Origin of the sequence: Luteolibacter algae (assembly GCF_042683045.1) — a bacterium.
In the GTDB taxonomy this organism is placed as follows: domain Bacteria; phylum Verrucomicrobiota; class Verrucomicrobiia; order Verrucomicrobiales; family Akkermansiaceae; genus Luteolibacter; species Luteolibacter algae.
On sequence record NZ_JBHUIT010000003.1, the window covers coordinates 78,453 to 104,106 of the forward strand.

At 50.7% G+C, this 25,654-nt stretch carries 17 protein-coding genes; 3 read left to right on the forward strand and 14 right to left on the reverse strand.

Annotated elements, in window-relative coordinates; genetic code table 11:
* Positions 1 to 40: 40 nt before the first annotated feature.
* The 5 genes from ACFSSA_RS04675 to ACFSSA_RS04695 all read right to left on the reverse strand — a co-directional run bounded on the left by ACFSSA_RS04675 (position 41) and on the right by ACFSSA_RS04695 (position 6,636).
* Positions 41 to 1,108 carry a hypothetical protein gene (locus ACFSSA_RS04675; RefSeq protein WP_386818795.1) on the reverse strand — a complete coding sequence of 356 codons (1,068 nt, stop codon included), beginning with the start codon at positions 1,106 to 1,108 and terminating at the stop codon, positions 41 to 43.
* Positions 1,109 to 1,284: 176 nt separating this feature from the next.
* Positions 1,285 to 2,235 (reverse strand): tRNA lysidine(34) synthetase TilS, encoded by a 951-nt coding sequence (tilS, locus tag ACFSSA_RS04680; protein WP_386819248.1) that lies wholly within the window; start codon positions 2,233 to 2,235, stop codon positions 1,285 to 1,287.
* 2 nt (positions 2,236 to 2,237) lie between these two features.
* Positions 2,238 to 4,016 carry a sulfurtransferase gene (locus ACFSSA_RS04685; protein WP_386819251.1) on the reverse strand — a complete coding sequence of 593 codons (1,779 nt, stop codon included), beginning with the start codon at positions 4,014 to 4,016 and terminating at the stop codon, positions 2,238 to 2,240.
* A 73-nt stretch (positions 4,017 to 4,089) separates the two neighbouring features.
* Complete coding sequence (locus ACFSSA_RS04690) at positions 4,090 to 4,575, reverse strand: MOSC domain-containing protein (RefSeq protein ID WP_386818797.1); 486 nt, start codon at positions 4,573 to 4,575, stop codon at positions 4,090 to 4,092.
* Positions 4,576 to 4,623: 48 nt separating this feature from the next.
* Complete coding sequence (locus ACFSSA_RS04695) at positions 4,624 to 6,636, reverse strand: beta-agarase (RefSeq protein WP_386818798.1); 2,013 nt, start codon at positions 6,634 to 6,636, stop codon at positions 4,624 to 4,626.
* Positions 6,637 to 6,825: 189 nt separating this feature from the next.
* Here ACFSSA_RS04695 and ACFSSA_RS04700 point away from each other — a divergent pair, with 189 nt between their 5' ends.
* Complete coding sequence (locus ACFSSA_RS04700) at positions 6,826 to 7,539, forward strand: 3-keto-alpha-glucoside-1,2-lyase-like domain-containing protein (RefSeq protein WP_386818800.1); 714 nt, start codon at positions 6,826 to 6,828, stop codon at positions 7,537 to 7,539.
* On the opposite strand, the gene mobA is transcribed toward ACFSSA_RS04700, so the two are convergent.
* Positions 7,521 to 8,120: a molybdenum cofactor guanylyltransferase gene (gene mobA / locus ACFSSA_RS04705; RefSeq protein ID WP_386818802.1), complete on the reverse strand. Its 600-nt coding sequence runs from the start codon at positions 8,118 to 8,120 to the stop codon at positions 7,521 to 7,523. The two genes, ACFSSA_RS04700 and mobA, sit on opposite strands and share 19 nt — an antisense overlap.
* A gap of 173 nt (positions 8,121 to 8,293) precedes the next feature.
* On the opposite strand from mobA, the gene ACFSSA_RS04710 reads away from it, so the two are divergent.
* Both ACFSSA_RS04710 and ACFSSA_RS04715 read left to right on the forward strand, forming a co-directional pair.
* Positions 8,294 to 9,418, forward strand: a complete 1,125-nt coding sequence (locus ACFSSA_RS04710) for a M20 family metallopeptidase (protein WP_386818804.1) — start codon at positions 8,294 to 8,296, stop codon at positions 9,416 to 9,418.
* A gap of 58 nt (positions 9,419 to 9,476) precedes the next feature.
* Positions 9,477 to 10,004, forward strand: coding sequence for a phospholipase D-like domain-containing protein (locus ACFSSA_RS04715; RefSeq protein WP_386818805.1), 528 nt, complete (start codon positions 9,477 to 9,479; stop codon positions 10,002 to 10,004).
* 52 nt (positions 10,005 to 10,056) lie between these two features.
* On the opposite strand, the gene ACFSSA_RS04720 is transcribed toward ACFSSA_RS04715, so the two are convergent.
* The 8 genes from ACFSSA_RS04720 to rplK form a co-directional block, all read right to left on the reverse strand.
* Entirely contained in the window at positions 10,057 to 10,737 is a 681-nt protein-coding gene (locus ACFSSA_RS04720) for a hypothetical protein (RefSeq protein ID WP_386818807.1), read from the reverse strand.
* A 24-nt stretch (positions 10,738 to 10,761) separates the two neighbouring features.
* On the reverse strand, positions 10,762 to 14,679 hold the full coding sequence (locus ACFSSA_RS04725) for a hypothetical protein (protein WP_386818809.1): 3,918 nt from the start codon (positions 14,677 to 14,679) through the stop codon (positions 10,762 to 10,764).
* Between the two features lie 255 nt (positions 14,680 to 14,934).
* Positions 14,935 to 19,086, reverse strand: a complete 4,152-nt coding sequence (gene rpoC / locus ACFSSA_RS04730; RefSeq protein WP_386818811.1) for a DNA-directed RNA polymerase subunit beta' — start codon at positions 19,084 to 19,086, stop codon at positions 14,935 to 14,937.
* A gap of 45 nt (positions 19,087 to 19,131) precedes the next feature.
* Positions 19,132 to 23,082, reverse strand: a complete 3,951-nt coding sequence (gene rpoB, locus ACFSSA_RS04735; protein ID WP_386818813.1) for a DNA-directed RNA polymerase subunit beta — start codon at positions 23,080 to 23,082, stop codon at positions 19,132 to 19,134.
* 222 nt (positions 23,083 to 23,304) lie between these two features.
* Complete coding sequence (gene rplL / locus ACFSSA_RS04740; RefSeq protein WP_386818815.1) at positions 23,305 to 23,682, reverse strand: 50S ribosomal protein L7/L12; 378 nt, start codon at positions 23,680 to 23,682, stop codon at positions 23,305 to 23,307.
* A gap of 140 nt (positions 23,683 to 23,822) precedes the next feature.
* Entirely contained in the window at positions 23,823 to 24,359 is a 537-nt protein-coding gene (gene rplJ / locus ACFSSA_RS04745) for a 50S ribosomal protein L10 (protein WP_386818816.1), read from the reverse strand.
* An 18-nt stretch (positions 24,360 to 24,377) separates the two neighbouring features.
* Positions 24,378 to 25,088 (reverse strand): 50S ribosomal protein L1, encoded by a 711-nt coding sequence (rplA, locus tag ACFSSA_RS04750; RefSeq protein WP_386818818.1) that lies wholly within the window; start codon positions 25,086 to 25,088, stop codon positions 24,378 to 24,380.
* Between the two features lie 84 nt (positions 25,089 to 25,172).
* Positions 25,173 to 25,601, reverse strand: a complete 429-nt coding sequence (rplK, locus tag ACFSSA_RS04755) for a 50S ribosomal protein L11 (protein ID WP_386818820.1) — start codon at positions 25,599 to 25,601, stop codon at positions 25,173 to 25,175.
* Between the last annotated feature and the right edge of the window lie 53 nt (positions 25,602 to 25,654).

Here is a 25,654-nt window from a genome sequence, read left to right on the forward strand (position 1 = left end):
CTATATATAATACAGGCAATTATATCTCTCGGAAGTGCGCCTAATTGGCCGTTTTCATCACCCAGCCATCCTCGACGAAGTCACTGATGAGAACCTGGTTTCCAGATTCCGCCCCTTCCGGGAAATGGATTTTGAGTATCATCGATACCGAGCTCGCATCGGATGGCCGGATACGCTGGTCCAATGGTGAGTTCCTCGCCACATAACCATACAAGGTCGTCTCGCCATCGACGGACAAAAGCCGATAGGAACGCCATTGGCTTTCGTCTGCGAATTCGAAATTATAATAATCCACCCATTTCACCTGCACCCGCACCAGAACGGGCCCGGTTGGACGTTTTTCCATAAAATCTTCCCAAGGCATTTCGCACCAGCCCACCCAGCTTTCCCAATCCACCTTCAACCCGTCCTCGGTATCGATAAACGCGATCTGTCGGGTTTCGTAATTCTTGTTCAATACCGAGACTGCTGCGAAATTGGCATCATAGGCAATGTTTCCGCCCGAGTTGAACTTGTTCAAACCTTCTGGCTCGATCTCACCGTCACCATAATATTCACGGACCTTTGGCTCCAGGTTTCCTGCATTGAAAATCAATGGCAAAATTTCCTCCACTGTGACCGCATTGTAAATTTTTTGGGCAAGCGGCTCTGCCTCTTTCACGAACTCCGCTTCATTGCGTTTCATCATCGCAGGCAGCTCAATGACATCCTCCTCTTTGGAGTCATCTTCTTGTGCAGGCACCGACGCCATGCCGACCAGGTCTTCAAAACTATCCTGATTTCCCTTATCCGGGGATCGTTTCACCGTCTTATCCTTACCGGCTCCCAATACAAAAAAGAGACTTACAAGAGTGACAGCTACCGCGGAAATAATCGCAAAAACTTTTAATCCATTTCCGGTTTTTTTCTTATGTTGCTTGCTTTCTCGCCACTTTCCGGCGCTGGCGTCCCAATCCGGAACTTCTGCTTCTGGCTCGATCTTCTTCCGCTTTCTCGTCGCTCCCGCTTCCGGGTCCACAGCACTTGTTCCCGGGTTCTTGTTCTTTTCTGCTGTGGACGGCCCGGATGAAGCAACTGCTTCATTGCCCTTGCCTGGTATTCTCATCATCAACCGGCAGGAAGGGCAAATAATCCCCAAGCCATCATGATCTCTAGGCACACGGAAAACAAACCGACAATCCGCGCATACAAACGCGCTCCAGCGTCTTCCTTTTGTAGCCTTTACTTCATTCATAGACACATCTGCAGACTGCTATCATCATAGTTATGAAAGCAAGCTTTGGCTTAATCCTTATCTATGAAAATTCTTCCCTCACGTCTTCTCAGGCGTGATCCACCAGGCAAATTCACCGATGAAGCCATTGTAATATTCTGGAGTTCAAGGCATTGCTCTACAAGTTTTGAGCTGACACCCGAAATATTATTTTCTCTTAAATAATCCACAAGAATACCGCGTTGCAGAGCCAGGGGTAGCTCCCGAAAGGCTTTGAGATGGATCCTTCCCTGTGGATCGCGCGCATGGGCTTGCTCCACAGCCCAGCTCAAGAGACCGCGCCATTCCTCATCCACGCAGGCCGCCTCATTCAGCATCGGAACAACATCCCGCCGGGCAATATCCGCGAGGAGAGGCAGAGCTTCATTCCGCATCCGGTTCCGGACGACATCATTCACCGAGTTGCTCGCATCTTCCCGCCACACATGAAAATTCCCTTTCATCCATTTCTCCAACCAAGACTTCCGTATATCCAGCAGCGGCCGGATGACCTGAACCATCGCTCTGTTCATACGAATCCCGGTAATCTCCCGCATACCCCTGCAGCCATGGGAACCACGTAGCAAATTCCATAAAACCGTCTCCGCCTGGTCATCGGCATGATGTGCCAAAAGCAAATTCCAGCACCCATGCTTCTCAGCACAGGCTCCGAAAAATTGGTGCCGGGCGAGTCTCCCCGCCGTCTCGAGCGACTCGCCGGTCTGCTTCATTCGCGAGCGTAAATCCACCGTCCCGAGCTCGAAATCATAGCCCATTTCCCTCGCCGCATTCTCCACGAACCTTGCGTCGCCGCCGGACTCGATTCCGCGCAACCCATGATCCAAATGACAAACGACGATCTCTTTGAAACCTTTTGCGTTCAGGAGATGCAAAAGCGCCATCGAATCCAGCCCACCGGAGACCCCGCACAGCCATTTTTCCGCCCGTGAAGCAGTCTCAAGCCAGCGACTCTCCGGTTCCATTTTCACGCTTTGTGCTCAAAAGCCATCCTTTGGCCCGTGATCGGGTGCGTGAAAGCAAGTTTCCATGCCTCCAATTCCAGTGGTGGATCGCCCACCTCCAGTGTCTGCTTATCCCCCATCTTGCCTCCGGACAGGTAGCAAGGGTCTCCCACTACCGGAAAGCCCAGCTCCCACAGATGCACGCGGATCTGGTTTGTGCGGCCGCTGCCGAGCTTTGCTTCCAGTAGACTGGTGCCATCTTCGCAGCGTTCTTTCACACTGAAATCGGTTCTAGCCTCCAGACCGTCCTCATCATCAATGATTCTACCTCCCGGTCCGGCTGGCTCGGAGGAAATGGCTGCTTCACATATCTTTTCGTCCCATTCCGGGTGACCCTGGATCCGCACACGGTAGATCTTATCCACTTTTCCTTCGATAAACTGACGTTGCAGCAATCTGCAAAAATGGCGGGTTCTGGCGAAGAGCACCAGGCCAGCTGTATTCGCGTCCAGACGATGCACAGGCCGCAAAAACTTCGGCTCGTAGACCTGATTCATCAAGTATTGGAGCGTATTGCGATGATAGCGGCCACTCGCATGCATCGGCAATGGAGCCGGCTTTTCAACCATGACAAATGCTTCGTCGTCGTAGATGATCCTTATATTACGGGCGACATCAGGCTCAATTGCCGGAGGAAAGATCTGTAAAATCCGCTCTCCCGCCCGGACGATATGATCCATTCCCCGGACCTTTCCGCCATAGCTTATGAAGCGACCTGCCGCGCATCTTTGCTCCCACTCCTCACGCGGAATCTGTGGGAATTGATCCACCAAGACATCGCCCAGGGTCCATTTGTCATATTTTGCGGAAACATTGACAGGCCTGCGGTTCTCCCGGGGAGTGGAACCAGGTAGGACCTCGCACACTTCATCGAGTTTTGCCTGCGCTTCATGAATTCTCTCCAGCATTTTTTCCGGTTCCGATTTGAAGCAATACGGGCAGATTTTTCCGGCCACATAACGCACATCTTCCTGATCTTCCGCATCCAATGGTGCCTGGCAGGCATAGCAAACGGCACTATCTGTTTCCTTCAGCGCGGGATCGACGCCCACTCTTTGATCAAAAACGAAACACTCGCCATCGTAATGATCTCCACCGCATTCCTCGAAATATTTCAGAATACCTCCGTCCAGCTGGTAGATATTCTTGAAGCCTTCCATCTCCATGAACGGACCGGCTTTTTCACAGCGGATCCCACCCGTGCAGAACATGACCACCGTTTCCTCCTTCATCTCATCCGGTAGCTCGCGCACAGCTTTCGGAAACTCCCGGAAGGTATGGATATCCGGCACGATAGCTCCTTTGAAGGTTCCCAGCTTCACCTCGTAATCATTCCGCGTGTCCAGAAGGGTGATCTTTCGCCCTTCGTCCAACCACTTTTTGAGCTCTTTTGCTTGGAGCTTCGGAGAAGTTTTCCGGCGGGGTTCCACGCCTTCCACTCCAAAAGAAATGATCTCTTTTTTTATTCTGACCAGCATCCTACGGAATGGCTGATCCTCGCTTTCGCTGACTTTCCCTTCGAAATCTTCCAACCCGGGGATTTTACGTAACCGTGCCATGAGGCCGTCCACCGCCGCCTTGGAGCCCGCGACAAAAAGATTGATCCCCTCCACGCTTAGCAAAATCGTTCCCCGCAAGCCGGAATCCTTGCAAAGTGCCAGCAACTCCTCACGCAGCTCTTTCAGCTCCGTAAGTTCTACAAAACGATATGCCGCCAAATTTGTAACCATCTCTTCAGTCATCACGTGGGAGGAAAAGTGCCTCTGTGTCCTGAAAAACTCAATCCCCAAAGAAATGTTGCACAGCTTATGAGAATTACGGCACGGAAACCCGCAACTCACCGCTGCTGAGGATCCTCGCCCGCAGGCCGCCCCTACAGTTCCCTTTGAGAAAATCTTCCGCTCCGGCACCCACCGCTTGATCCATCCAATAGCACGGTTTGCATTCCTCACTTCCTTCGAAGACCAATCCCTGTAGAGAGAATTTTCTTCCTACCAGAGCTTCCAGATCCATCCCGCTGACGATGATATTCCGCCGGAGCGCCGCAGGATCTATCTCTCCAAATTTTTCGGACAATTCATCAAGGATCCGCTTTGAAAAGAAAGTGATCTGTCCTTTGAAATGCTCTTTGAAATCGAAATACCGATCTCCTTCGATGCCTCTTCCGGCGACACACGACACTGACTCTTTGGAAACGACATCGTAATTCATGCGTCCCAAGCCATGCCGACCCCGAAAATCATGACCTTCTGAGATCATGATTTTTTCAATCAGTGCCGGAGTTTCGAGAATTTCGCCCATAACCCACGGTAGCATTTTCCACGCCACGGGAAAATCCCGTTATCGTTGCTATTTCACCGACGGCTGGGAAAATCTCGCACGGATTACCGCAGAACCAACGGCCCCATCTCCACCATCGGGGAACGATATGAGAATGTTATTTTCCTTCGCAAGTTTACCCGCTGGAATAGGGATCAACTTCGTCGATGCGTAGCCGTCATCACTGTCATCATAGCGTGTGGCGGAATCTTCCTGCGGAACATTCAAGGGCATGTGGTTCATCGAAACATTCACAAAATAGCTGGAATTCACTCCCCGATCGATTCCGATCCGCAACATGGAATCCAGAGCTTTCCCGCCGTCCGGCACTTTCACTTTGATCGTGGCAACAGGGTTCTCCCCATCGATTTTCTGGGTGATCCGGTCACCGTAGAAAACTTTCTCAAAGATTATGGACTTCTCTTTTACCTCCTCCGGAAAGGTTGAGATATAGACGATCACTTCACGGCTCCCAAGAACAATGCCCTTTGCCGTCTCCGGCTCACTGACGGTGTAGGACGGCAACATATTTTTCCCACGGCTGATGCGTCGCTCCTCATGCTTCGCGCCTTCCAAGCCGCTCAAGGTGATTTGATGTTCCACGGTCGAAAGGTTGTTTACGATTGTGTAGACCTTCTTTCCGTCCGCAAAGGCTCGGACCTGCAGATCAGGATCAGGACTATCTGCGATCACCCGACGGCCCTCTATACCCGCAAACAATTTATAAAACGAGGCGAGGAAACTTGCCTGAAGCTCCGCCCCTTTTTCGTATTCCTCCGGCGTGTAGACACTTGCGTAATACTTCGGATCCCACGCTTCTGTATTGGCCAGAATGAAGGGCACCGATTTCACCACCGATTGTGGACGATCCATGAATGTCAGAGTGTTCGCCAAAATACTGGAAACGTGTAGCCACTGAATCATTGACCGGCGTTCCATCTCCCCGGTGAATCCGTCCTTTTTTTCCTCTACGAGGGAGTCATAAAGCTCATCGGCAAGAAACTGCCCGTCGTAATCCATTTTATCTTCGCCAGGCTTGCTTGCGTAGCCACCGTGTTCACTCACCACAAGTTTGAGCTCCTTGCCGAAAGTGTTCACCGCATAATTGTTCACGAGATCCAGCACCCCTTCCAACGGCAGGCCGCTGGTGATCCGGGTGGCATTCTTGCCTGCCTCAGGATTTCTGTAATAATCGTAAACATGGAATGAATAGAAATCCAATTCGCCTCGGGTATTGTCGATGAAGCTCTTCATCCCCAACCAATTTTTGTAATAATCCTTATAAAAGTAAGCGACCGACATGCACAACCCTCCGACCTGGACATCAGGCGTGAGCTCATGGACTTTCCGCTTTGTGGCAAGATGCCAATCAGCCAGATGTTGATCCTTGAAAAATGACCAATGCGGCTCGTTCACCAACTCGTAGTAAGCGGGACGGGTAAAATCAGTGAATCCGTGCTTCAAGATCCGTGCGCTGAGCTCAGCCGCGGCTTCGATATCCTTCGGAATATATTGTGCATGGCTGCCTTCTTGAGCCGATTCCGGGGTCTCATATTTCCCCATAAATTCCGGGTAAGCATTATGGTGATCATGCGCCGCAATATTCATGTTCTCGCCGAAGATGGCCTTGAGCTTCCCGCTATCCGGCTGTCGCCTTTCTTCCAGCTCCCGGATCAGATTTTCAAGATCCACATAGCCTGGTCTCGCCGTATCTTCGCGGACGATTTTGGAATTTTTCACATAGCCTTTCACAGGTCCGAGAATCCTACCAAGGCTGATATCGAAGTCTTCAGTTAGCTCATCGAAACGCTCATCGGAGCCCACTCTCTTGTCTAGATTCTCACCATGATCCGCGAGCGCGAAATAGCGCTTCCGGTCCAACTTGCTGATCCCGTCAATGGATCGGGTCAGCTCCGGACTCACCTGAATCTGAATGGAATTGTCCTTAACCTCCACCAGCGGAGCTTCGGTCTTTTTACATGCGGAAAAGATCAGAACCACTGGACACAGCGTCGTGCCTAGATACTTAAAATACGGAAACATCGGGGATAATATGTTCTGCAGTGCTTCCTTTCTGCATAAAACTGTCTTCCCGGAACACCACCTGACCGAACGCCTCAAATGATTTCCGATGATTTATGAGAAATCAGTTCAAGTAAGGAAGTATCAGATAAAGATCGTGGCTTTTTTTTGGAAAAGCCAAATTTCCGACACAGTCATTCCTGCTATTTTATGAAAAAAACACTCCTCTCCGCCCTCCTGCTGTCATCCTTCTCAAGTGCCATGGCATCTGAACACGGCAAACTTCTTTTCGAAGACGATTTCAACCGGAATGAATCCCAGGAGTTCAAAGAAGAGATTGGCAATGGCTGGGCAAGCAACAGTGAGGGGCGTGCCGGAGGTAACAAGCAAGTCGATCTGCGTGACGGGACGATGCATATTTACATGCACGCGACTGCAGATCACGCGGTCTCCGTCACCCATCCAATGGGCTTCAAGGATGGCGCGGTGGAAGTCCGTTTCATGCTGGAAAATGAGAAGGATATGCTCGGGCTCAACTTTGCCGATCTTACCTTCAAGGAAGTCCACGCCGGCCATCTCTTCAAAGTGGAAATCAGCCGGAACAAAGCCAGCATCACTGATCTCAAAACCGGGGTGATGGCCAACGAAATTTATGCCCGCAGAAAGGCCGGCAATAGCACTCCGGAAGATCAGGAAATCCTCAAAACCAAACGCAAGTACAACCCAATCGACCTGAAAACCGGAAAATGGTATTCCCTACTTGTAACGGTCAAAGGCAATGTCGCCACGGCATCCATTGACGGGAAAGAAGTCGTGAGTTTCTCCTCGGAAGGGATCGCCCATGATAAAAAGGAAACACTTCGCTTATCCGTCCCTCGGGAAGTTGTGGTGGATGATTTGAAAATCTACTCTTCGGACAAGTAGCCACGGCCATCCCCATCATCCCGGGATTTTTCGAGAAATGCTCGGAATTCCTCTCTGTGATTAACATTCAGCAGCGCTCCCCGGCGTGGGAGGTCGAGGATTTTGACCTCGTTTTCGGATAAAATTCTTCGCAATCCCCACTCGCCGCGTTCTCTCGCTGTTTCGAGGATGTTCAGAGCGCCGTTTCCATAGAATCCGCACAATGGCTCCAGCCCGCCATCAAACTCACTGCGATACACCACAAACCGATCTTCATGTCCGCACAGCCCCTCGAAAATATCCACTTCCAAAGCCGGTAAATCGCACGCGGTGACGATACATCCCCCATCCTCCAGGTGCACCAAGCCTTCGATAATACCGTCCAGAGGCCCATTTCCGGAGTCCCTGACATAGCAGACCCCATCGATTTTCTCTTGGATTGCCTGACCCTCGCGTAGAGATACCACGATCCGTTCGCAACCGACTTCCCGAAGCAGATCTACAGTTCTTTTGAGAAAACTCCTACCATCCGGATGGAGCAATGACCCTTTTTCCCGCCCCATACGGCTCCCCTTGCCACCCGCCAATACCAGCCCATGCATTCACCCATGAAATGGAAACGGCGTGAATGTGAAAAGAGCAATTTCCGTCCTTACCGATAGAGCCACAAAAGGAAAGCCATCGTTTCGATCAACTTTTGTTCCCAGAGGTGATGCAGGCATTCTTGTCGCGCCTTGCAAGTTGAACTTCCACGCGAGAAATGTAAGGGTTCGACATGCTCCTCCTCCAACAGCTCATACGCATTCCATCCGTCAATCCGGAGCACACCCCCGATCGGCCGGATATCACGAACGAGCAGAAGATCGCAGAATTTGTCGCGGATTATCTCACAGATTTCGGCGCAAACGTGATCCTGGAGGAAATCGCACCCCAGCGGCCAAATCTTATTGCCCGCTTCGCTCCGCTCGATGGGCGCCCGCGTATTCTGCTTGGTCCACACCTGGATACCGTCAGTGTGGAAAATATGGCGATTGATCCTTTTTCCGGAGAGATCCGGGATGGCAAGGTCTGGGGACGAGGCGCATCTGATACAAAGGGTCCGATGGCCGCTATGCTCTCCGCACTGAAGGCAAACAAAAATATCCTAAGCGATCTGCCCATCGCGGTGGATTTCATCGCGTTCATGGGAGAGGAAGCCTCGCAGCATGGCTCCAAGCATTTCGCCGCGCATCATGCGAAGGATTATCAATTCGCAATCATCGGCGAGCCAACTTCAATGCAGGTTGTCCACACAACGAAAGGCTCTCTTTGGGCAACACTGAGCACCACGGGCGTTTCCGCTCATGCTTCCCAGCCCCACCTTGGCGAGAATGCCATATTGAAGCTCGGCGGGGCATTGGTCACTCTGCAGGAAAACCTTGCTCCCGTCCTCGCTGGCTACGATCACCCAGTGCTTGGCCACTCGACAATGAACATCGGCACAATCACGGGCGGAACAGCCCCGAACATCGTGCCCAATCAGGCAAGTGCCCAAATTGACATCCGGCTGACTCCTGCGCTACACGCAGCGGGCGGAGCACTGAAGATTCTTACGGAAATCATTGATGAACTCAAGTTACCGCTAGCCATCGGCAGCGCCCACGAAAATCCACCGATGGAAACCCGGGTGGACAACCCTTACATCCAGAAGCTTCTTGCAACCGATAGCCGCACCCTACCCGCCGGTGCTCCATGGTTCTCGGATGCGGCCCACCTATCGGCGGCCGGTTTGCCATCAATCTGTCTCGGTCCCGGCTCCATCGACCAAGCCCACACCAAAGATGAATTCATCGATCTTGCTCTTCTGAAGGAGGGAGAAGTATTTTTTTCCAACTTCATTCAATCGTTGGCTAAAAACTGAATCTTTGCGATCTGCGGATTTTTCGCGGGGGGCACTACAATCTTTCCATCGCCCTTCAATGACCGAGCTCATCCTCAACGAAGATATCTACGGCCGCATCATTGATCGGGAAATCCATTCCGCCGAAAAATTTCTCTGGATCATCACAGCCGACATCAAGGATATGCATGTGGTCAGGGGCAAGAGATCGCTTCCATTTCTGGCCTTGCTGGCCGAGCTGGTGGAGAATGGTGTCGCCGTGCGTTTGATCCATGCAAAGGAACCCGGTCCCAGATTCAGAAAGGATTTTGATCGTTATCCGGTCCTGCTCGAAAGCGATCTTTTCGAGAGAGTCCTGTGCCCCCGGGTTCATACCAAGGCAATAATCATTGATGGGACCAAAGCATTCATCACATCTGCCAATCTCACCGGCGCAGGCCTCGGTGCAAAACATCCGGACCGCCGGAATTTTGAAGCAGGCATCCTAACCAATGAATTAACGCACATCCGCCCGCTAATGGATTGGGCAGATGAGCTGTTTCTAGGAGAATACTGTAGCCGCTGCCGCCTTAGAGACCGATGCCCGGATCCTCTCGATAGGGAATAAAAAAACTCCGGCCTTCATGAAAAAGCCGGAGTCTTGAGAGCACGTTGTCCTTTTAATTGATGAAATCTCGAACTGCGTGGACCGTATATTTTTTTGTTTTGGCATCCCCGTAGACAAAGATCAACGCACGTGCGTTATCAGAAAGTGGCCAATTGGAACTGAAGATCCCTTTCCATTCTCCATCAAGTTTGACGGCAAAAGTAGATGAACAGAGCCCCTTATCGATATCACCTTTAGCTTCGACTATAGCTTTTCCGGCTGGCTTTATCTGAAATCGTTTATCTCCGATTTGGGCACCGACATCCTTATTTGTTACATTAAACACTAAGAATTTGCCCTTTCCAAAACCGGACTCGTTATCATCAAAGGCTAACATGCTAAAACCATCCGCATTTGTTTCACCTTTACGGAATAGGATAATTGACTGGTGTTTGGCGCCGGAAGAAGCACAACGACCCCAGACCTCGAATGTAGGTTTACCTTCCGCATCGACCCCCGGCTTGCCAACAACCCACTCCTTCATTCCGATCATTTTTATCGGCTTCGTGAATCGACCGCTCGTTGGATTGATTTCTTCAAACGCCCCTTCTCCTGCGATGAGGCTAATCGGAGTCTGATCAGAAGTCTTAGGAAAGACTAGGAATTTCCCCGTGATACTTGGGCCCTCCTGAGCAGAAAGAAGACCCAGACAAGAGTAGAAGCTAAGTAAGAGCAACGATCGGAATTTTGTCATGGATTTAGGTATGATTGAGTAAGGTTAAATTTCTGAAGGATTGAGGAATCGGAATTGAACCACCCGCATGCGACGGCCATATTGCTTATTAGCAGAGGAATTCAATTTGTCATACTCTTCATAATCTTCATCCGTTGGATCAAGATATTGAGGTGTTCTTTGGACTACAGCTTCGCACCAAGCTCTAGCAGTGACATTACCCGATGGGTCCAAAGCATCTCCGTATGCTCTTATCACAAATGTGTCGCCCCTGACAGTTAATTGTGCTGCCAGACCGCGAAGGACATCTGCCTGATCCACATATGCGGCGCTTCCATATGAAATCGGCCCGTCCAAGGCTTCAGGGAATTCAGGTGTATGAAAGCTTTTTTCCCCGCTCGACATTGAACGTCCAGCTTGTCGGAAATTTGCGTTTATACTTACACTATTGTCATCTAATGCTGCTTGCAAAGCGCCTTTTACCGCTAAGTCCTTATTCGATGAATCCAAGCGACGATTGACAAATTCTGATAGGGACAGAAACGGACCACGTTCCTTCACCTGTTCCACCATAGCTTCAGATAATTCGTCAATTTCCTTCTCAGTTAATTCGCGAAGTCCCAACCATTGATTTTCGTCCGAGGCACTACTAGGAGCAGAGCTTGGATCGCCCACCGGTAACGAGAATCCGGAGACGGCACCATCCTCGATTTCGTTAGAATCGAAGGTGCTTCCCCCGGTTTCCGGGAGAGAAGCCACCGACTTTTTCCTCATGGACGAAAACAATCCCTTCCATGCTTCCACCGAAGTTGAATTAACGTTGAATCCGCCTTCTACCATCATATGAGCTGCAAGGTGATGAACAGCCTTTGTAGTCGCAGGCGCGATGGCACCAGTAGTGGAAAACAACCCTGAGATTCCATCACTCGGCAAATTGGCCGTATAGGGAACCATCCGTGTATTTGGGAGTTTTGTAGTTCCGTCAAAAAATGCGGTAGCACGAGCTTGAGCGTTACCGCTGCCCATTACCGTTCCTCCTCCATTGGTAATAGATGAGAAGAAATAATCATCCCATAGCGCCTTATTGGCCACATACGACTGATCAACCATTACCTCGTTTGTCGGACCAGCAACGACATCATAAGTCATTTGCCACGTGCCGGTAGCCCGGTCCGGAGCGATCTCCGGGTAAGCATACGAATTTCCTATCGCCTGAACCATATGAGGGAACAGACCACTTTGACCGATCGCACGAACCTGACGATAGTATTCAAGGTTGTTTCCTCCAATCAAAGCCTCCTGAGCAACAGACATACCACCCAGAATAGCATGACTCAAACTACCGATTGAAATTGGAGGGACGAGGGGGATTTCTTGCTGCACCACTCTCGTCGTCCCGTTGGAAGCCGTGTAGCCGCCTCCATAGTAACCACGATTATCAGGAGCAGTGCCTAGGTTTGTAGGCAAACCACCCGAAAGTCTTTGGACCCACCACGACCATCCATGGTGATAGAAATCCTTTGGAGCCAATCCGCCGAGAGCTACGCCACCAGTAATGGGCGTGGAGTGAAGGAACGGTCTTGCAGGAAATTTACGACCTTCATATGCACCGAAGGCTGTCCCTTGATACGCTTCAGCACCTGCCATCATGTTTACAATGATCATCGGATAGGGCTCTGCTAACTGTGCAGAAGTGATCGACTCGGAATCTTCCAGCGAATCGGCATTCGGATCTTCAAAGCTTATTTGCATGAACTGCTTATTGAAGTTATTTTTCCAACCACCCCGTGGGGAGGAGAACAGATAATTATTAAGATCCCACTGCTGCGCCTTTGAAACACTACTCTGACGCATCAACATACGCATCGCGGAACCCTGGTTCAGCCCGACGCTACCTTGATCAGGAAAGACTGAAACAAAGATCTCATCTCCCGGGCTGAAAGTTAACGCAGCACCGCGAGAACCAGCATCCTTCGCTGTATTTCGAAGATATGCCTGAGTCAGTGGATTTTGATCAATCAATCTAAATTGATTATAGTCTGGCTCTTCATAGTAATCCAAATTCCGCATATCGGAATTTCTATAGGTGACTTCATTCCGTGTGTTGGGAGCGAAGACATCTCCATCTTTATTACGGGTAGCATCTACCGTGCTCCGGGTTTTCAAGAAATTCCGAGTGTCCCACCCTGGCACCAGAACGAGGTTACGAGAATTTTTATTCAAATCGTTGATCTGACTGAACTGAGCCCCAGGTGCTAATGAGAACACCCTAACTTCTCCGGGTTGGAAAACAATGTCAGAACTCCCGCCTAAAAAGACACTAAAAGATGCATCTGATCCGCCGAAATTATCCCGTTGAATGCCCGAAATTGCCGCTAGAGAAGACGCAGTTTCCGTTTCATATTCCAATCCAGTCTCAGCACTGATTTTCTTCCATTTGAAAGAGATCGGCATGTTATCAAGGCGCAGCTGGGTTGCTTCCGCATCACCACTTTTGAGGACAAGCGGCACATTGTAGGGGTTCCACAATGTAAACGCTGGTGAGATACCACCGAGCAAACGATATTGATCGAAGTTATAATATTTATTTCCATCAGAAAGCGTCACCGACGTTCCTTTCCTTCCTTCATTTGGAGTTCCTTTCAGCTCAGGGAAAGTTCTTAGATTAGAGCTACCAACACTCGCTGTTGATCGATCTTGGAGCTCAAAACTCACTACGAACTGTAGTTTGACGATTACAGGTGAGCGGTAAATATTAGTTGATTCTCTTGGAAGGTTACTACCATCAAGAAAATCAATATTTTTAACGTTATAACCTCTTGTATCAAGTTTTACAGCGTCTGAATTACGATACAATTGGTAATAATTTGCCAGGTCCTGAATTGGTATCGCATCTTGAATCCCGCTACTGAAGCGCGCCAACATATATTCATCGCTGGTCTGGGACGGATTGATCGGTTGATCAAGTAAGGTGCTCAGATCCTTTTTAAGACCGCCAGAGCGGACATCAGAAAGAACACTAAGTGAGTAAGTCGTAGCATGAAGGAAACTCCCCTTAAGCTGCTCACGATCCACACTTGCGATGCGTTCTAAACTATTGAACGTAGCAACCCGTTCGAATGATTCTTCCTCTGCAGCAGGAACATTCTCTAATCCAGCAAAAATTCGAGTCGCCGTTGAGCCTGGAGACTGATTTCTGAAAACCTGCTCATCCTTGTTCAAGGAACCTTTGAGTTCGTATTCATCGGCCATGATACGCGCCTTTTGACTTTCGTCACCTACCCAAAAACCATACCTACCTGTAACATCGCTGGTGTTGTCGGGGTCACCATAAACGTCGACCAATTCCACCGCGATATGCTCATTCTCGGGTGTAACCGCTGCCTCACCAAGAGTCCCGGTCCCAACGAGCGTAACCGATTTTGAATCCTTCTTAGGGGATACCACCTTTGGGACATTAGTCGAAGGAAGTGAGATATCTTTAGCATTACCTCTTGTGGAAACCAACCATTCACGGAAATGATCCTCGCGGTTCTCCTCGTAAGTGGGATGCATCGAATTCGCAATCGGTGCCCCCGAAGTAGCAATCGTTTGATGATGGCTGGCGGCATCATTCCCACTCGTTTCGACTCCTGCTTTCCAAGAATCCCACACGCCAAGATATTGCGGGTTGGCGATGTCGCTGTCATCGGTGATCGCGGCGTTTGCCGAAATCCTCTGATCAGCACCGAGCTCTGCCTGAAGGCGACCAATTGCAATCATCATCGCCATTCTGGCATTCGATCTAGCGGCAATCATCGCGTCATTCTTCGAAGATGATCGCAATGAAATTGTGGATAAGCTCAGCAGGCCGAGGGCGATAATCGTCAGCAGGATCATCAGCGACAATGTGACAACCAGCGCAAATGCGGGTTTACCTAAGGACGCTGGCCTCTTTAGGTTTTTGATAGTTAGCGGTTTCATAGGTTTTTTCGTTTTAGATTGTCTACAGTTCTCAGGCGAGAATAAGCAGCTACGCCGGAGTTTCAATAAGTTTTACGATGTGACTACAAGATTAGCACTCGACCGCACATTGTAAATACAATTTATGCACAGCCCTGAAAATTTGCGATCGTGGTCAATACGCTCGGGAAGATGTCTGCATCCCTGAACAATTGCACAAAAAACCCCGTCCACCTTGTGATGAACGGGGTTTGATTGATGACTTAAAGAGCTGGATTATGCCGAAACGACATCTTCCTCGTCCTCCAGAGCTTCTGGCTCCTCGATGATTGGCTCAGGTTCTTCGACTGTGAACTCGAACTCGGAATCACGGTGATGATGGAATCCTGTTCCTGCTGGAATCAGGTGACCCATGATCACGTTTTCCTTGAATCCGGTCAAGTAGTCGATGCGTCCAAGCGTTGCAGCTTCGGTAAGAACACGGGTAGTGTCCTGGAAGGATGCAGCAGAGATGAACGAATCAGTCTCAAGGGATGCTTTTGTGATACCGAGCAGGACAGGCTCGCCTTCAGCAGGCTTACCACCGTTTGCGATGATCTCTGCGTTGACCTTCTTGAAGGTAGTGCGCTCGACCTGATCGCCCCAGAGGAACTGATCTGCATCGCCGGGATCGGTAATTTTGATTTTCCGCAGCATCTGGCGAACAATGACCTCGATGTGCTTGTCATTGATCTCCACACCTTGCACACGGTAAACGGATTGTACTTCGTTCACCAGGTGTTCCTGGAGTTCGGTGGCACCACATGCCTCGAGAAGATCCTCAGGAGAAACAGGGCCTTCGGTGATTTGGTCGCCGCGTTTTACACGGTCCCCTTCTGTCACGATGACGTGTTTGCCCATTGGCACAAGGTGATCGATCTCTTCCCCGGTTTGAGGATCGGTAACAATTACCTTCTTCTTGCCGCGGACATTGCCTCCGAAGGATACATCACCCTCGATCTTCGCGATCACACAGGATTCCTTAGGTTTACGAGCCTCGAAAAGCTCTGCCACCCGTGGAAGACCACCGGTAATATCCTTGGTGCGTGCTACTTTCCGCGGAGTCTTGGCGAGCTGCGTTCCCGCAGTGATCACATCACCTTCTTTTACCGAAAGGTGGGCGCCGACAGGAATCGAGTAGCTGATGATCACCTCACCGGTTTTCTCGTTCGCGATGCAAACCTGGGGATGGAGGTCCTCCTTATGCTCGGTGACCATGGTTCCCTTCTTACCGGTCTCCTTGTCAACCTCGGAAGCTACGGTGATCCCGAGAATCATATCGCGGAACTCGACCTTGCCGGGCTTCTCGGTGAGAATCGGCACGTTGTATGGATCCCATTCGACAATGGTTTCGCCTTTTTTGGCGTCTTCACCATCCTTGACCTTAATCACGGAACCGATGATCACCTGGTGGTTCTCCAGTTCCAGACCGCCTTTGTCGCGAATCGAGACCGAGCCATTCTTGTTCAGTGCAACCCAGTTTCCATCCGCATCCTGCACAACGCGCAGATCTTTATAGACCAAACGTCCAGCATTCCGGGCTTTGATGGTAGGCTGTTTGAAGGTTGCGGAGGCAACACCACCGACGTGGAAAGTCCGCATGGTCAGCTGTGTTCCCGGCTCACCGATGGACTGTGCGGCAATGATGCCAACAGCTTCACCAATTTTTACCGGCAATCCTGTTGCGAGGTTAAGACCATAGCAGTTTGCACAGCAACCGCGATCGGCTTCACACGTGAGCACGGAACGGATCTTGAGTTTCTCGTGACCGATTTTCTCCAATGCATTTGCTTGTGCCTCAGTGACGATATCATCGATTTTTACGATGATATCACCGCTGACAGGATCCTTGACCTGCTCGCAGGAGACCCGTCCGTAGATACGTGTGGAGAGTGATGCCACTTCCTCATCGCCGTCATAGATCGCTTCGACGCTGATTCCATTGGCTGTATTACAGTCCTGCTGGAAAACGATCACATCCTGGGCCACGTCCACGAGCTTGCGGGTCATGTATCCGGAGTCTGCGGTCTTGAGTGCGGTATCGGAAAGACCTTTGCGGGCTCCGTGAGTGGAAATGAAGTATTCCAACACGGAGAGACCTTCGCGGAAGTTCGAGATAATCGGGCGTTCGATGATTTCGCCGGATGGCTTCGCCATCAGTCCGCGCATACCACCAAGCTGTTTGATCTGGGATTTGTTACCCCGTGCACCGGAATCGACCATCATGAAGAGAGGAGAAGCCTTCTTCTTACCTTCGTTATGCTCGATCTTACGATAAAGCGCATTCGCGATGGTATCGGTGGCCTGGGTCCAGATATCGACAACTTTCTGATAGCGCTCGCCGTTGGTAATGACACCATTGCGGTATTGCTTGGAGACTTTTTCAACCTCTGCGTAGGCATTGGCAATGACCTCAGGTTTTTCCTCCGGGATGAGCATATCAACGATACCGATGGAAATACCGGATCGCATTGCTTCCATGAAGCCAAGCGCTTTGAGTTTATCGAGAACCTCAACAGTTTTCTTCTTACCGGCAGCCTGAGTGCAGCGCCAGATGATATCTCCGATCTGTTTCTTGCCTACGGTTTTGTTGTAGAAGCCCAGTTCATCCGGCCAAATTTCGTTGAAGCGAACGCGGCCCGGTGTGGTCTCGATGACTTTGAGGTCGGACTCTCCATAGACGGTTTTCTTTCCGAAATCCTGATTCCGGATGCGGATCCAGGAATGGTAGTCGATCTTGCGGGAAGCAATTGCGAATTCTACCTCGGATGAGTTTTCGAACAATGGAAGGTGTTCCTGCTTGTCACGATCTGACTGGGTCCGGATACCGGCCCATGTGAGATAGTAGGTTCCAAGAATGATATCCTGGGATGGAACGGTGATTGGGCGTCCGGATGCAGGGGAGAAGATGTTGTTCGGAGCCAGCATCAGCTGACGGCACTCCATCTGTGCCTCGATTGACAGCGGAACGTGAACAGCCATCTGGTCACCATCGAAGTCAGCGTTATAAGCTGTGCAGACAAGTGGGTGAACGCGGATCGCGGAACCCTCGATCAATTTAGGCTCGAATGCCTGAATGGAAAGACGGTGCAGTGTTGGAGCACGGTTGAGGAGAATCGGGTGTCCCTTGGTTACTTCCGCAAGAATATCCCAAACCTCTGTGGTTTTCCGATCGATCATCTTCTTGGCAGACCGGACTGTGTGGCAGTAACCGAGCTCCTTCAGACGACGGATGATGAATGGCTCAAACAGGGTAAGAGCCATTTTCTTGGGCAGACCGCACTGACCTAGTTTAAGATCCGGGCCCACAACGATGACCGAACGGCCGGAGTAATCGACCCGCTTACCGAGAAGGTTCTGGCGGAAACGTCCACCTTTACCCTTGAGCATGTCACTAAGGGATTTGAGAGGACGGTTGCCGGCACCGGTAACCGCACGTCCGTGACGTCCATTATCGAAGAGAGCGTCAACCGCTTCCTGAAGCATACGCTTCTCGTTCCGGATAATGACCTCCGGAGTCTTGAGAAGAAGCAGGTTCTTCAGACGGTTGTTCCGGTTGATGACGCGACGATAGAGGTCGTTCAGGTCGGAAGTCGCGAAACGTCCTCCCTCAAGCGGAACAAGTGGTCGAAGATCCGGTGGAATCACAGGAAGCACCAGCTGAACCATCCACTCAGGGCGAGTGTTGGATGCTGCGAAGCCTTGGGTGATTTTGAGGCGTTTCGAAAGTTTCTTTTTATTCTGCTTCGATTTCGTTGTAGCAAGCTCCTCTTCCAATTCGACGGCGAGTTTGGCCAGATCGATTTGTTTGAGGAGTTCCATGATCGCCTCGGCACCCATCATGGCTTTGAATGAGCCATCGCCATAGGTGTCCTCTGCCTCACGAAGCTCTACTTCTGTGAGGAGCTGACCAAGCTCAAGAGCTGTGTTGCCCTGATCGGTCACCACATAGTCCTCGTAGTAGATCACGCGTTCCAACTGGCGGGCGCTCATGTCGAGCATGAGGCCGATGCGGGAAGGCATACATTTATAGAACCAGATGTGGGAAACAGGAACGGCGAGCTCAATATGGCCCATGCGCTCACGACGGACACGTGATAGAGTCACCTCAACGCCGCATCGATCGCAGACGACACCCTTGTGTTTGATACGCTTGTATTTGCCGCAAGCACACTCCCAGTCACGGGTAGGACCGAAGATGCGTTCACAGAACAGACCGCCTTTTTCAGGCTTGAAGGTCCGATAGTTGATGGTTTCAGGATTTTTCACCTCACCTTTTGACCAGGACCGGATGATTTCCGGAGATGCCACGGTGATGGATACTTGATCGAAGGCCTCTGGACGCTCGTCCACGCCAAAGATTTCGCGAAGGTTGTTTTCGACACTCATGATAGATAGTAGTTCGTTAGGTAGGGTTCGGTTTCGCGTTTAAAATTACAGAGTGAGGTCATCGAGGGAGAAATCATCCATACCACCGCCAGCCAATGGGGATCCATGGTTGGTCTGGCCCTGGCGTCCTGGACGGACATCGAGACCAAGCGATTGCATTTCCTTGATTAGAACGTTGAACGATTCCGGAGTGCCGGCCTCCAGGTTGTTGTCACCCTTAACGATCGCTTCGTAGATGCGTGTGCGTCCCTGGACATCGTCCGACTTAACCGTCAGGATTTCCTGCAAGGTATAAGCGGCACCATATGCTTCCAATGCCCACACCTCCATTTCCCCGAAACGCTGGCCACCGTATTGGGCCTTACCACCGAGTGGCTGCTGGGTAACGAGTGAGTATGGACCGACAGCACGTGCGTGAATTTTGTCTGCGACCAAGTGACCCAGTTTCAACATGTAGATGTATCCTACAACGATTGGGTTATGGAATGCCTCACCGGTGCGGCCATCGTAGAGTGTGGATTTACCAGCTACGCTTCCATCTTTGCCGTCACCAATCCAGGTATAGCCGGGAGTTTCCGGCTCGCCGGGAAGGCGCTCGCGTGCCTTCTCCCCACCACCGATCATTTTTACACCGTCGACCTTTTTGGCCTCCGACATGAAATTCCAGATGATATCCTCTTTGATTCCATCGAAAATCGGCGTGGCGACTTTGAAACCAAGAGCTTTTGCGGCAACACCCAGGTGGGTTTCGAGAACCTGACCAACGTTCATCCGGGAAGGAACACCGAGCGGGTTGAGACAGATATCGACTGGCGTTCCATCGTGAAGGAAAGGCATATCTTCTTCGGGAACGATAGTTGCGACAACACCTTTGTTACCGTGACGACCGGCCATCTTATCACCCACGGAAAGCTTACGCTTGGCGGCGATGAAGACCTTCACCTCTTTGATAACCCCTGGATCAACATCGTCACCAGATTCGAGTTGATCGAGTTTACGCTCACGATCTGTATCAAGTTCCTGGAAGCGACCTTCAAAAGAATTGATGATTTCGACAATCTTATTACGGATCGGGGAAGGATCGATTTCGATATGATCGTGAACCGAAGCAAGCTTGCGAAGTAGAGTCTTCGTGATCTTGCGGTTCGCAGGGATGATGATTTCACCTGTTTGCGCGTTTACGACATCGAGAGGAATCTTTTCGCCGAGAAGAATATCCGAAAGTTTTTCGGTGAGATCGTCAGTCAGCTTATCCGCCTTCTTTTTATGCTCGTCATTGATCTTCTTGAGATGCTTTTTGAGCTCTACGGGATCGACTTTTTCAGCGCGTTTTTTGGCAAGACCATGCGAGGAAACGCGCACGTCCTGGACAATACCTGTGCAGCCGGATGGCACACGCAGAGAGGTGTCTTTTACGTCAGCCGCTTTTTCACCAAAGATCGCGCGCAGCAAACGCTCTTCAGGCGCAAGTTCGGTCTCGGACTTTGGAGTGATCTTACCAATGAGGATGTCTCCTGGTTTTACCTCAGCACCGATGCGGATGATACCGTCGTGGTCAAGGTTGCGAAGTGCTTCCTCACCTACGTTTGGAATATCGCGGGTGATTTCCTCCGGTCCGAGTTTTGTGTCTCTAGCCGCTACGTCAAACTCTGAGATGTGGATCGATGTATAAACATCGTCTTTCACAACCCGCTCCGAGATCACGATCGCATCCTCGAAGTTATATCCGTTCCAAGGCATGAAGGCTACGAGAACATTACGACCGATGGCGAGTTCCCCGTCTTCGGTGTTTGGTCCATCGGCAAGGACATGGCCCTTTTTGATCTTTTGACCGACTTTGACGATAGGTTTCTGGTTGATGCAGGTGCCTGCATTGGAACGCATGAATTTACGCAGCGGATAAGCGAAAATCCCTTTGGTCACGTTCGTTTTTACAGACTCCGGCTCGCTGAGGAATTTCTCATCAGATACGGGCAGTTTACCATCGATACTGGTGATGATGATTTCGGCTGTAGCTGCTGCTACGATGCCGTCTGCCTCGGAAACCACCACTGCACGGGAATCACGGGCGGCTTTGCCTTCGAGACCGGTGCCAACAAATGGAGACTCGGACACAAGAAGAGGCACGCCTTGGCGTTGCATGTTGGAACCCATCAGAGCGCGGTTGGCGTCATCGTGTTCAAGGAATGGAATGAGTCCCGCAGCTACCGATACCAGCTGCTTTGGCGAAACGTCCATGTAATGAACCTCGGCAGGTGTGGACTCGATGAATTCTCCACGCTCACGAGCATCGATACGTTCATTATCGAAGCGTCCATCCTTATCGATGACGTTTGAAGCCTGGGCGATGAGGTAGTTCTCCTCCTGGTCCGCTGTGAGGTATTCAATCTCGTTGGTCACGATTCCATCTTTAACCTTGCGGTATGGAGTTTCGATGAAACCAAACTCATTGATCCGGGCATAGGTGCACATCGAGTTGATAAGACCGATGTTCGGACCTTCCGGAGTCTCAATCGGGCAGATACGGCCATAGTGGGAAGGATGAACGTCCCGCACCTCAAAGCCAGCGCGATCCCGGTTCAGACCGCCAGGTCCGAGGGCTGAAAGACGACGTTTGTGAGTCAGCTCCGCCAGAGGGTTGGTCTGGTCCATGAACTGTGACAACTGGGAGCGCCCGAAGAAATCGCGAACAACCGCAGAGAGTGCCTTGGGGTTGATCAGTTTCTGAGGGGTCATGCCTTCGATATTCACATCGAAAAGGGTCATACGCTCCTTCACCAAACGCTCTGTGCGAGCCAGACCCACGCGGCACTGGTTTGCAAGAAGTTCGCCAACTGCGCGAACGCGGCGGGAACCAAGGTGATCGATGTCATCGATGACGCCCTCACCTTTTTTCAGTTTGAGGATATAACGAACGGCCGCAAGGAAATCCTCGGGAACCATAATCCGTTGATCGGAATCCACGCCGATACCGAGCTTCTGGTTGATCTTGTAACGTCCGACGCGTGTGAGATCATATTTTTTGGCATCGAAAAAGAGACGCTTCAGGAGTGCTCTTGCATTCGAAGCTGTCGGAGGATCGCCCGGACGTAGCTTGCGATAGATATCTTTGAGCGCGGATTCTTCATCCTTTGCCGGATCCTTACGAAGGGATTTAAGGAGAATTTCGTCCTCACGGCCGTCAATCACTTCCAATTTCTTATGACCAAGGGCAAGAAGTTGCTTTACGATGCCAGCGGTGAGCGGCTCATATGCCTTCGCGATGACTAGCTCGCCATCAAGGATATCTTCAAATGGAACCTTGTGGCCTAATTCCGCCTCGTCCATCTTGCTGTTCAATGCGAGATTCTCGATCGAATAGAAATGGCTCACGATATCGCGATCGGTCGGATAGCCGAGAACGCGAAGGAAAGTGGTCGCAAGGAATTTTCTTCTCCGGCGACGGCGATCGAGATAAACGTAAAGAAGATCGTTGGTATCGAACTGGACTTCCAGCCATGACCCGCGGTCCGGAATAATGCGGAACGAGTGCAGCATCTTCCCGTTAAGGTGTTGGGAAGTCTCAAAGCAAATACCAGGAGAACGATGAAGCTGGGAAACAATAACACGCTCGGCACCATTGATAATGAACGTCCCGCGACGTGTCATCATTGGCAACTCACCCATATAAACCCGCTCCTTTTTGGTGCCGGTTTCATCCTTGAGTTTGAAGGTTACATAGAGCGCAGCCGAGAAAGATTCACTGTTGCGAAGAGACTCGAGAGAAGTGATTTTCGGATCTTCGATGTCGTAGGAAACGAAATCTAGTTCGATTGCCTCATCATAGGATTTGATTGGGAAAACTTCCCGAAATACAGCTTGGAGACCAGTGTCAGAGCGATCTCCCGGGGAGACATCCTTTTGAAGGAATTCGTCGTAAGACCTGCTCTGGACTTCAATGAGGTTAGGCGGGTCAATGACCTCTTCAAATTTACCGAAATAGAGACGTTCAGCCATGGTGTGCGGTGGTATTGGTGTTACGAGTTTGAGCCCGGGCCGGTTATGGCGCGGGCGGAATTGAGATCAGGAGATGGACGATTGGAACAAATGAGCGAAAGCGACGCGTAACACTGCGGTATAGGTAGTATCACGCGTCGTTTCCGATTTGCAAGTGATGAGAAATATAAAGATGGAAATACCCGGAGCGGTAATACCGCCCCGGGCGAAATCCGTAACGAATTACTTGAGTTCGATTTTTGCGCCAGCTGCTTCGAGCTTTTTCTTGGCTTCTTCGGCAGCTTCCTTGGCAGCGCCCTCGAGGACGTTGGCAGGTGCGCTTTCAACAAGCTTCTTAGCGTCAGCAAGGCCGAGACCTGGAGCCACTTCACGCACTGCCTTAATAACAGCGATCTTGTTGGATCCACAATCTACGATAACTACGTCGAATTCTGTTTTCTCTTCAGCAGCTTCGGCAGGGCCAGCAGCAGCAGCAGGGCCAGCAGCTACGGCAGCAGCAGCGGAGACACCCCAGGTTTCTTCGAGTTGTTTAACGAGGTCGACAGCTTCCAGAACGGTAAGTTTGCCGAGTTCTTCTACGAGGTTTGCAATATTTGACATGTATTTTCTCCTTTGCGGTATCGTCGCCTCCGGAGCTTCCGGAGATTTCAATTTCCCAGCTGGGAAACCGACGAGGAACCATTGTTAATCAAGCCATTGCGTGGAGGCGCGACAGGCTATCAGTTCAGATTGTTTTCTAATTACTCAGCAGCGGCTTCCGCAGTTTCCTCGGAATCTGCCTCAGCAGATTTGAAGTGTTCGCGTTCCGGATCGAATTTTTCGAGAAGGATACGCGCGATACGGGTAGCTGGCTCGTTGATGAGGCCAAGAAGCTGGGAAAGAACCGCTTCGCGGGATGGAATTTCAGCAATCGCGAGTAGTTTGGTGTTATCCAAAATCTCTTCGCCAAGAATACCTACCTTCATTTCAGGCTTCTTGAATTCCTTCTGGAAGCTCTTCAAAACCTTTGCAGCAGAGAAGACTTCTGCATCGCCAGTGACAAAGGCAGTCTGCCCGACCAGCTCGGCACCGATATCCGGAAGGCCGGCTTCGGTGAGCGCCTTACGCATATAGCTATTCTTGGCTACTGTGCATTTTGCGCCGCCGTCACTAAGGCGATTGCGAAGCTCACTGAACTGGGGAACGGTCAAGCCTGTGTAGTCGATAACGATTACATACGGGGAATCGTTAACGCGCGCCAGCAGGCTGTTGATGATGATTTGTTTATCTGGATTCATTTTCGTTGCGTGCTGGGGTTATGCAGATGCTTTGGTTGCGTAGGTGGCAGCTTCAAGAGGAAGGCCCGGAAGCATAGATGCAGCAAGTGTCACTGCTTGAACGTAGTTGCCTTTAGCGGATGCAGGCTTGGCGCGAACTACGCTTTCCACGAAAGCACGGGCGTTATCCTCGAGTTGTTTTTCGTCGAAATCAGCTTTGCCGATCGCGCCTGAAATATTGCCGTTCTTGTCGAGCTTGTAGTCAATACGACCAGCCTTAACTTCTTTGACAGCTTTCGCTACATCATCGGTAACAGTGCCGGTCTTCGGGTTCGGCATGAGACCGCGGGGACCGAGAACCCGAGCAATCTTACGAACTTCCGCCATGGCGTCTGGCGTTGCGATTGCTGAGTCGAAATCGACAAATCCTTCCTGGACTTTTTTGATAAGATCCTCGTAACCAACGTGCTCAGCGCCAGCTGCAACAGCAGCTTCGGCAGCAGCGCCTTGGGCAAATACTACCACCCGGACATTCTTACCTGTTCCGTGAGGGAGAGAAACCGAGCCACGGACCATTTGGTCGCTCTTCCGTGGATCAACTCCAAGACGGAAGGAAAGGGTTACAGTAGGAACGAACTTCGGGGCAGGAAGTTTTTTGACAGTGCTGATCGCTTCTACGAGTGAGAACGATTTGCCGGAACCGACGATCTCGGCAGCCTTATTGTAGCGCTTGCTATGTTTTTTTGACATTATTTTAGTGGTTTGCAGTGATAACGGATGGATACATTCCACCCTCTTGCGGGTGCTCCGTCCAAGAACGGAGCGGAGATAGACTTACATCCCCTCGACTTCAAGTCCCATTTGGCGTGCTGTGCCAGCGAGAATACGCGCAGCGGCTTCAGGATCCTTGGTATTGAGGTCAGGCATCTTGATGTTTACAACTTCCATCAGCTTTGCCTTTGTGATAGTGCCGACTTTTTTCTTGTTAGGCTCTCCCGAACCAGAAGCGAGACCTGCAGCTTTCTTCAAAAGGTTACCTGCAGGTGGGCGTTTTGTAACAAAGGTAAAGGACTTGTCCTTGTAGACGGAAATAACAACCGGAAGAACGTCACCGGACTGTGCTTGTGTAGCGGCGTTGAATTCTTTGCAGAACGCCATGATGTTGACACCCGCTTGACCGAGGGCAGGACCTACTGGTGGGGACGGGTTGGCGGCTCCAGCATTGATCTGGAGTTTGATGATTTTTACGACTTCCTTGGCCATGATATATTAATTGGGTAGAGATGCTAAATTATTGAAATTAACCGAGATAGAAA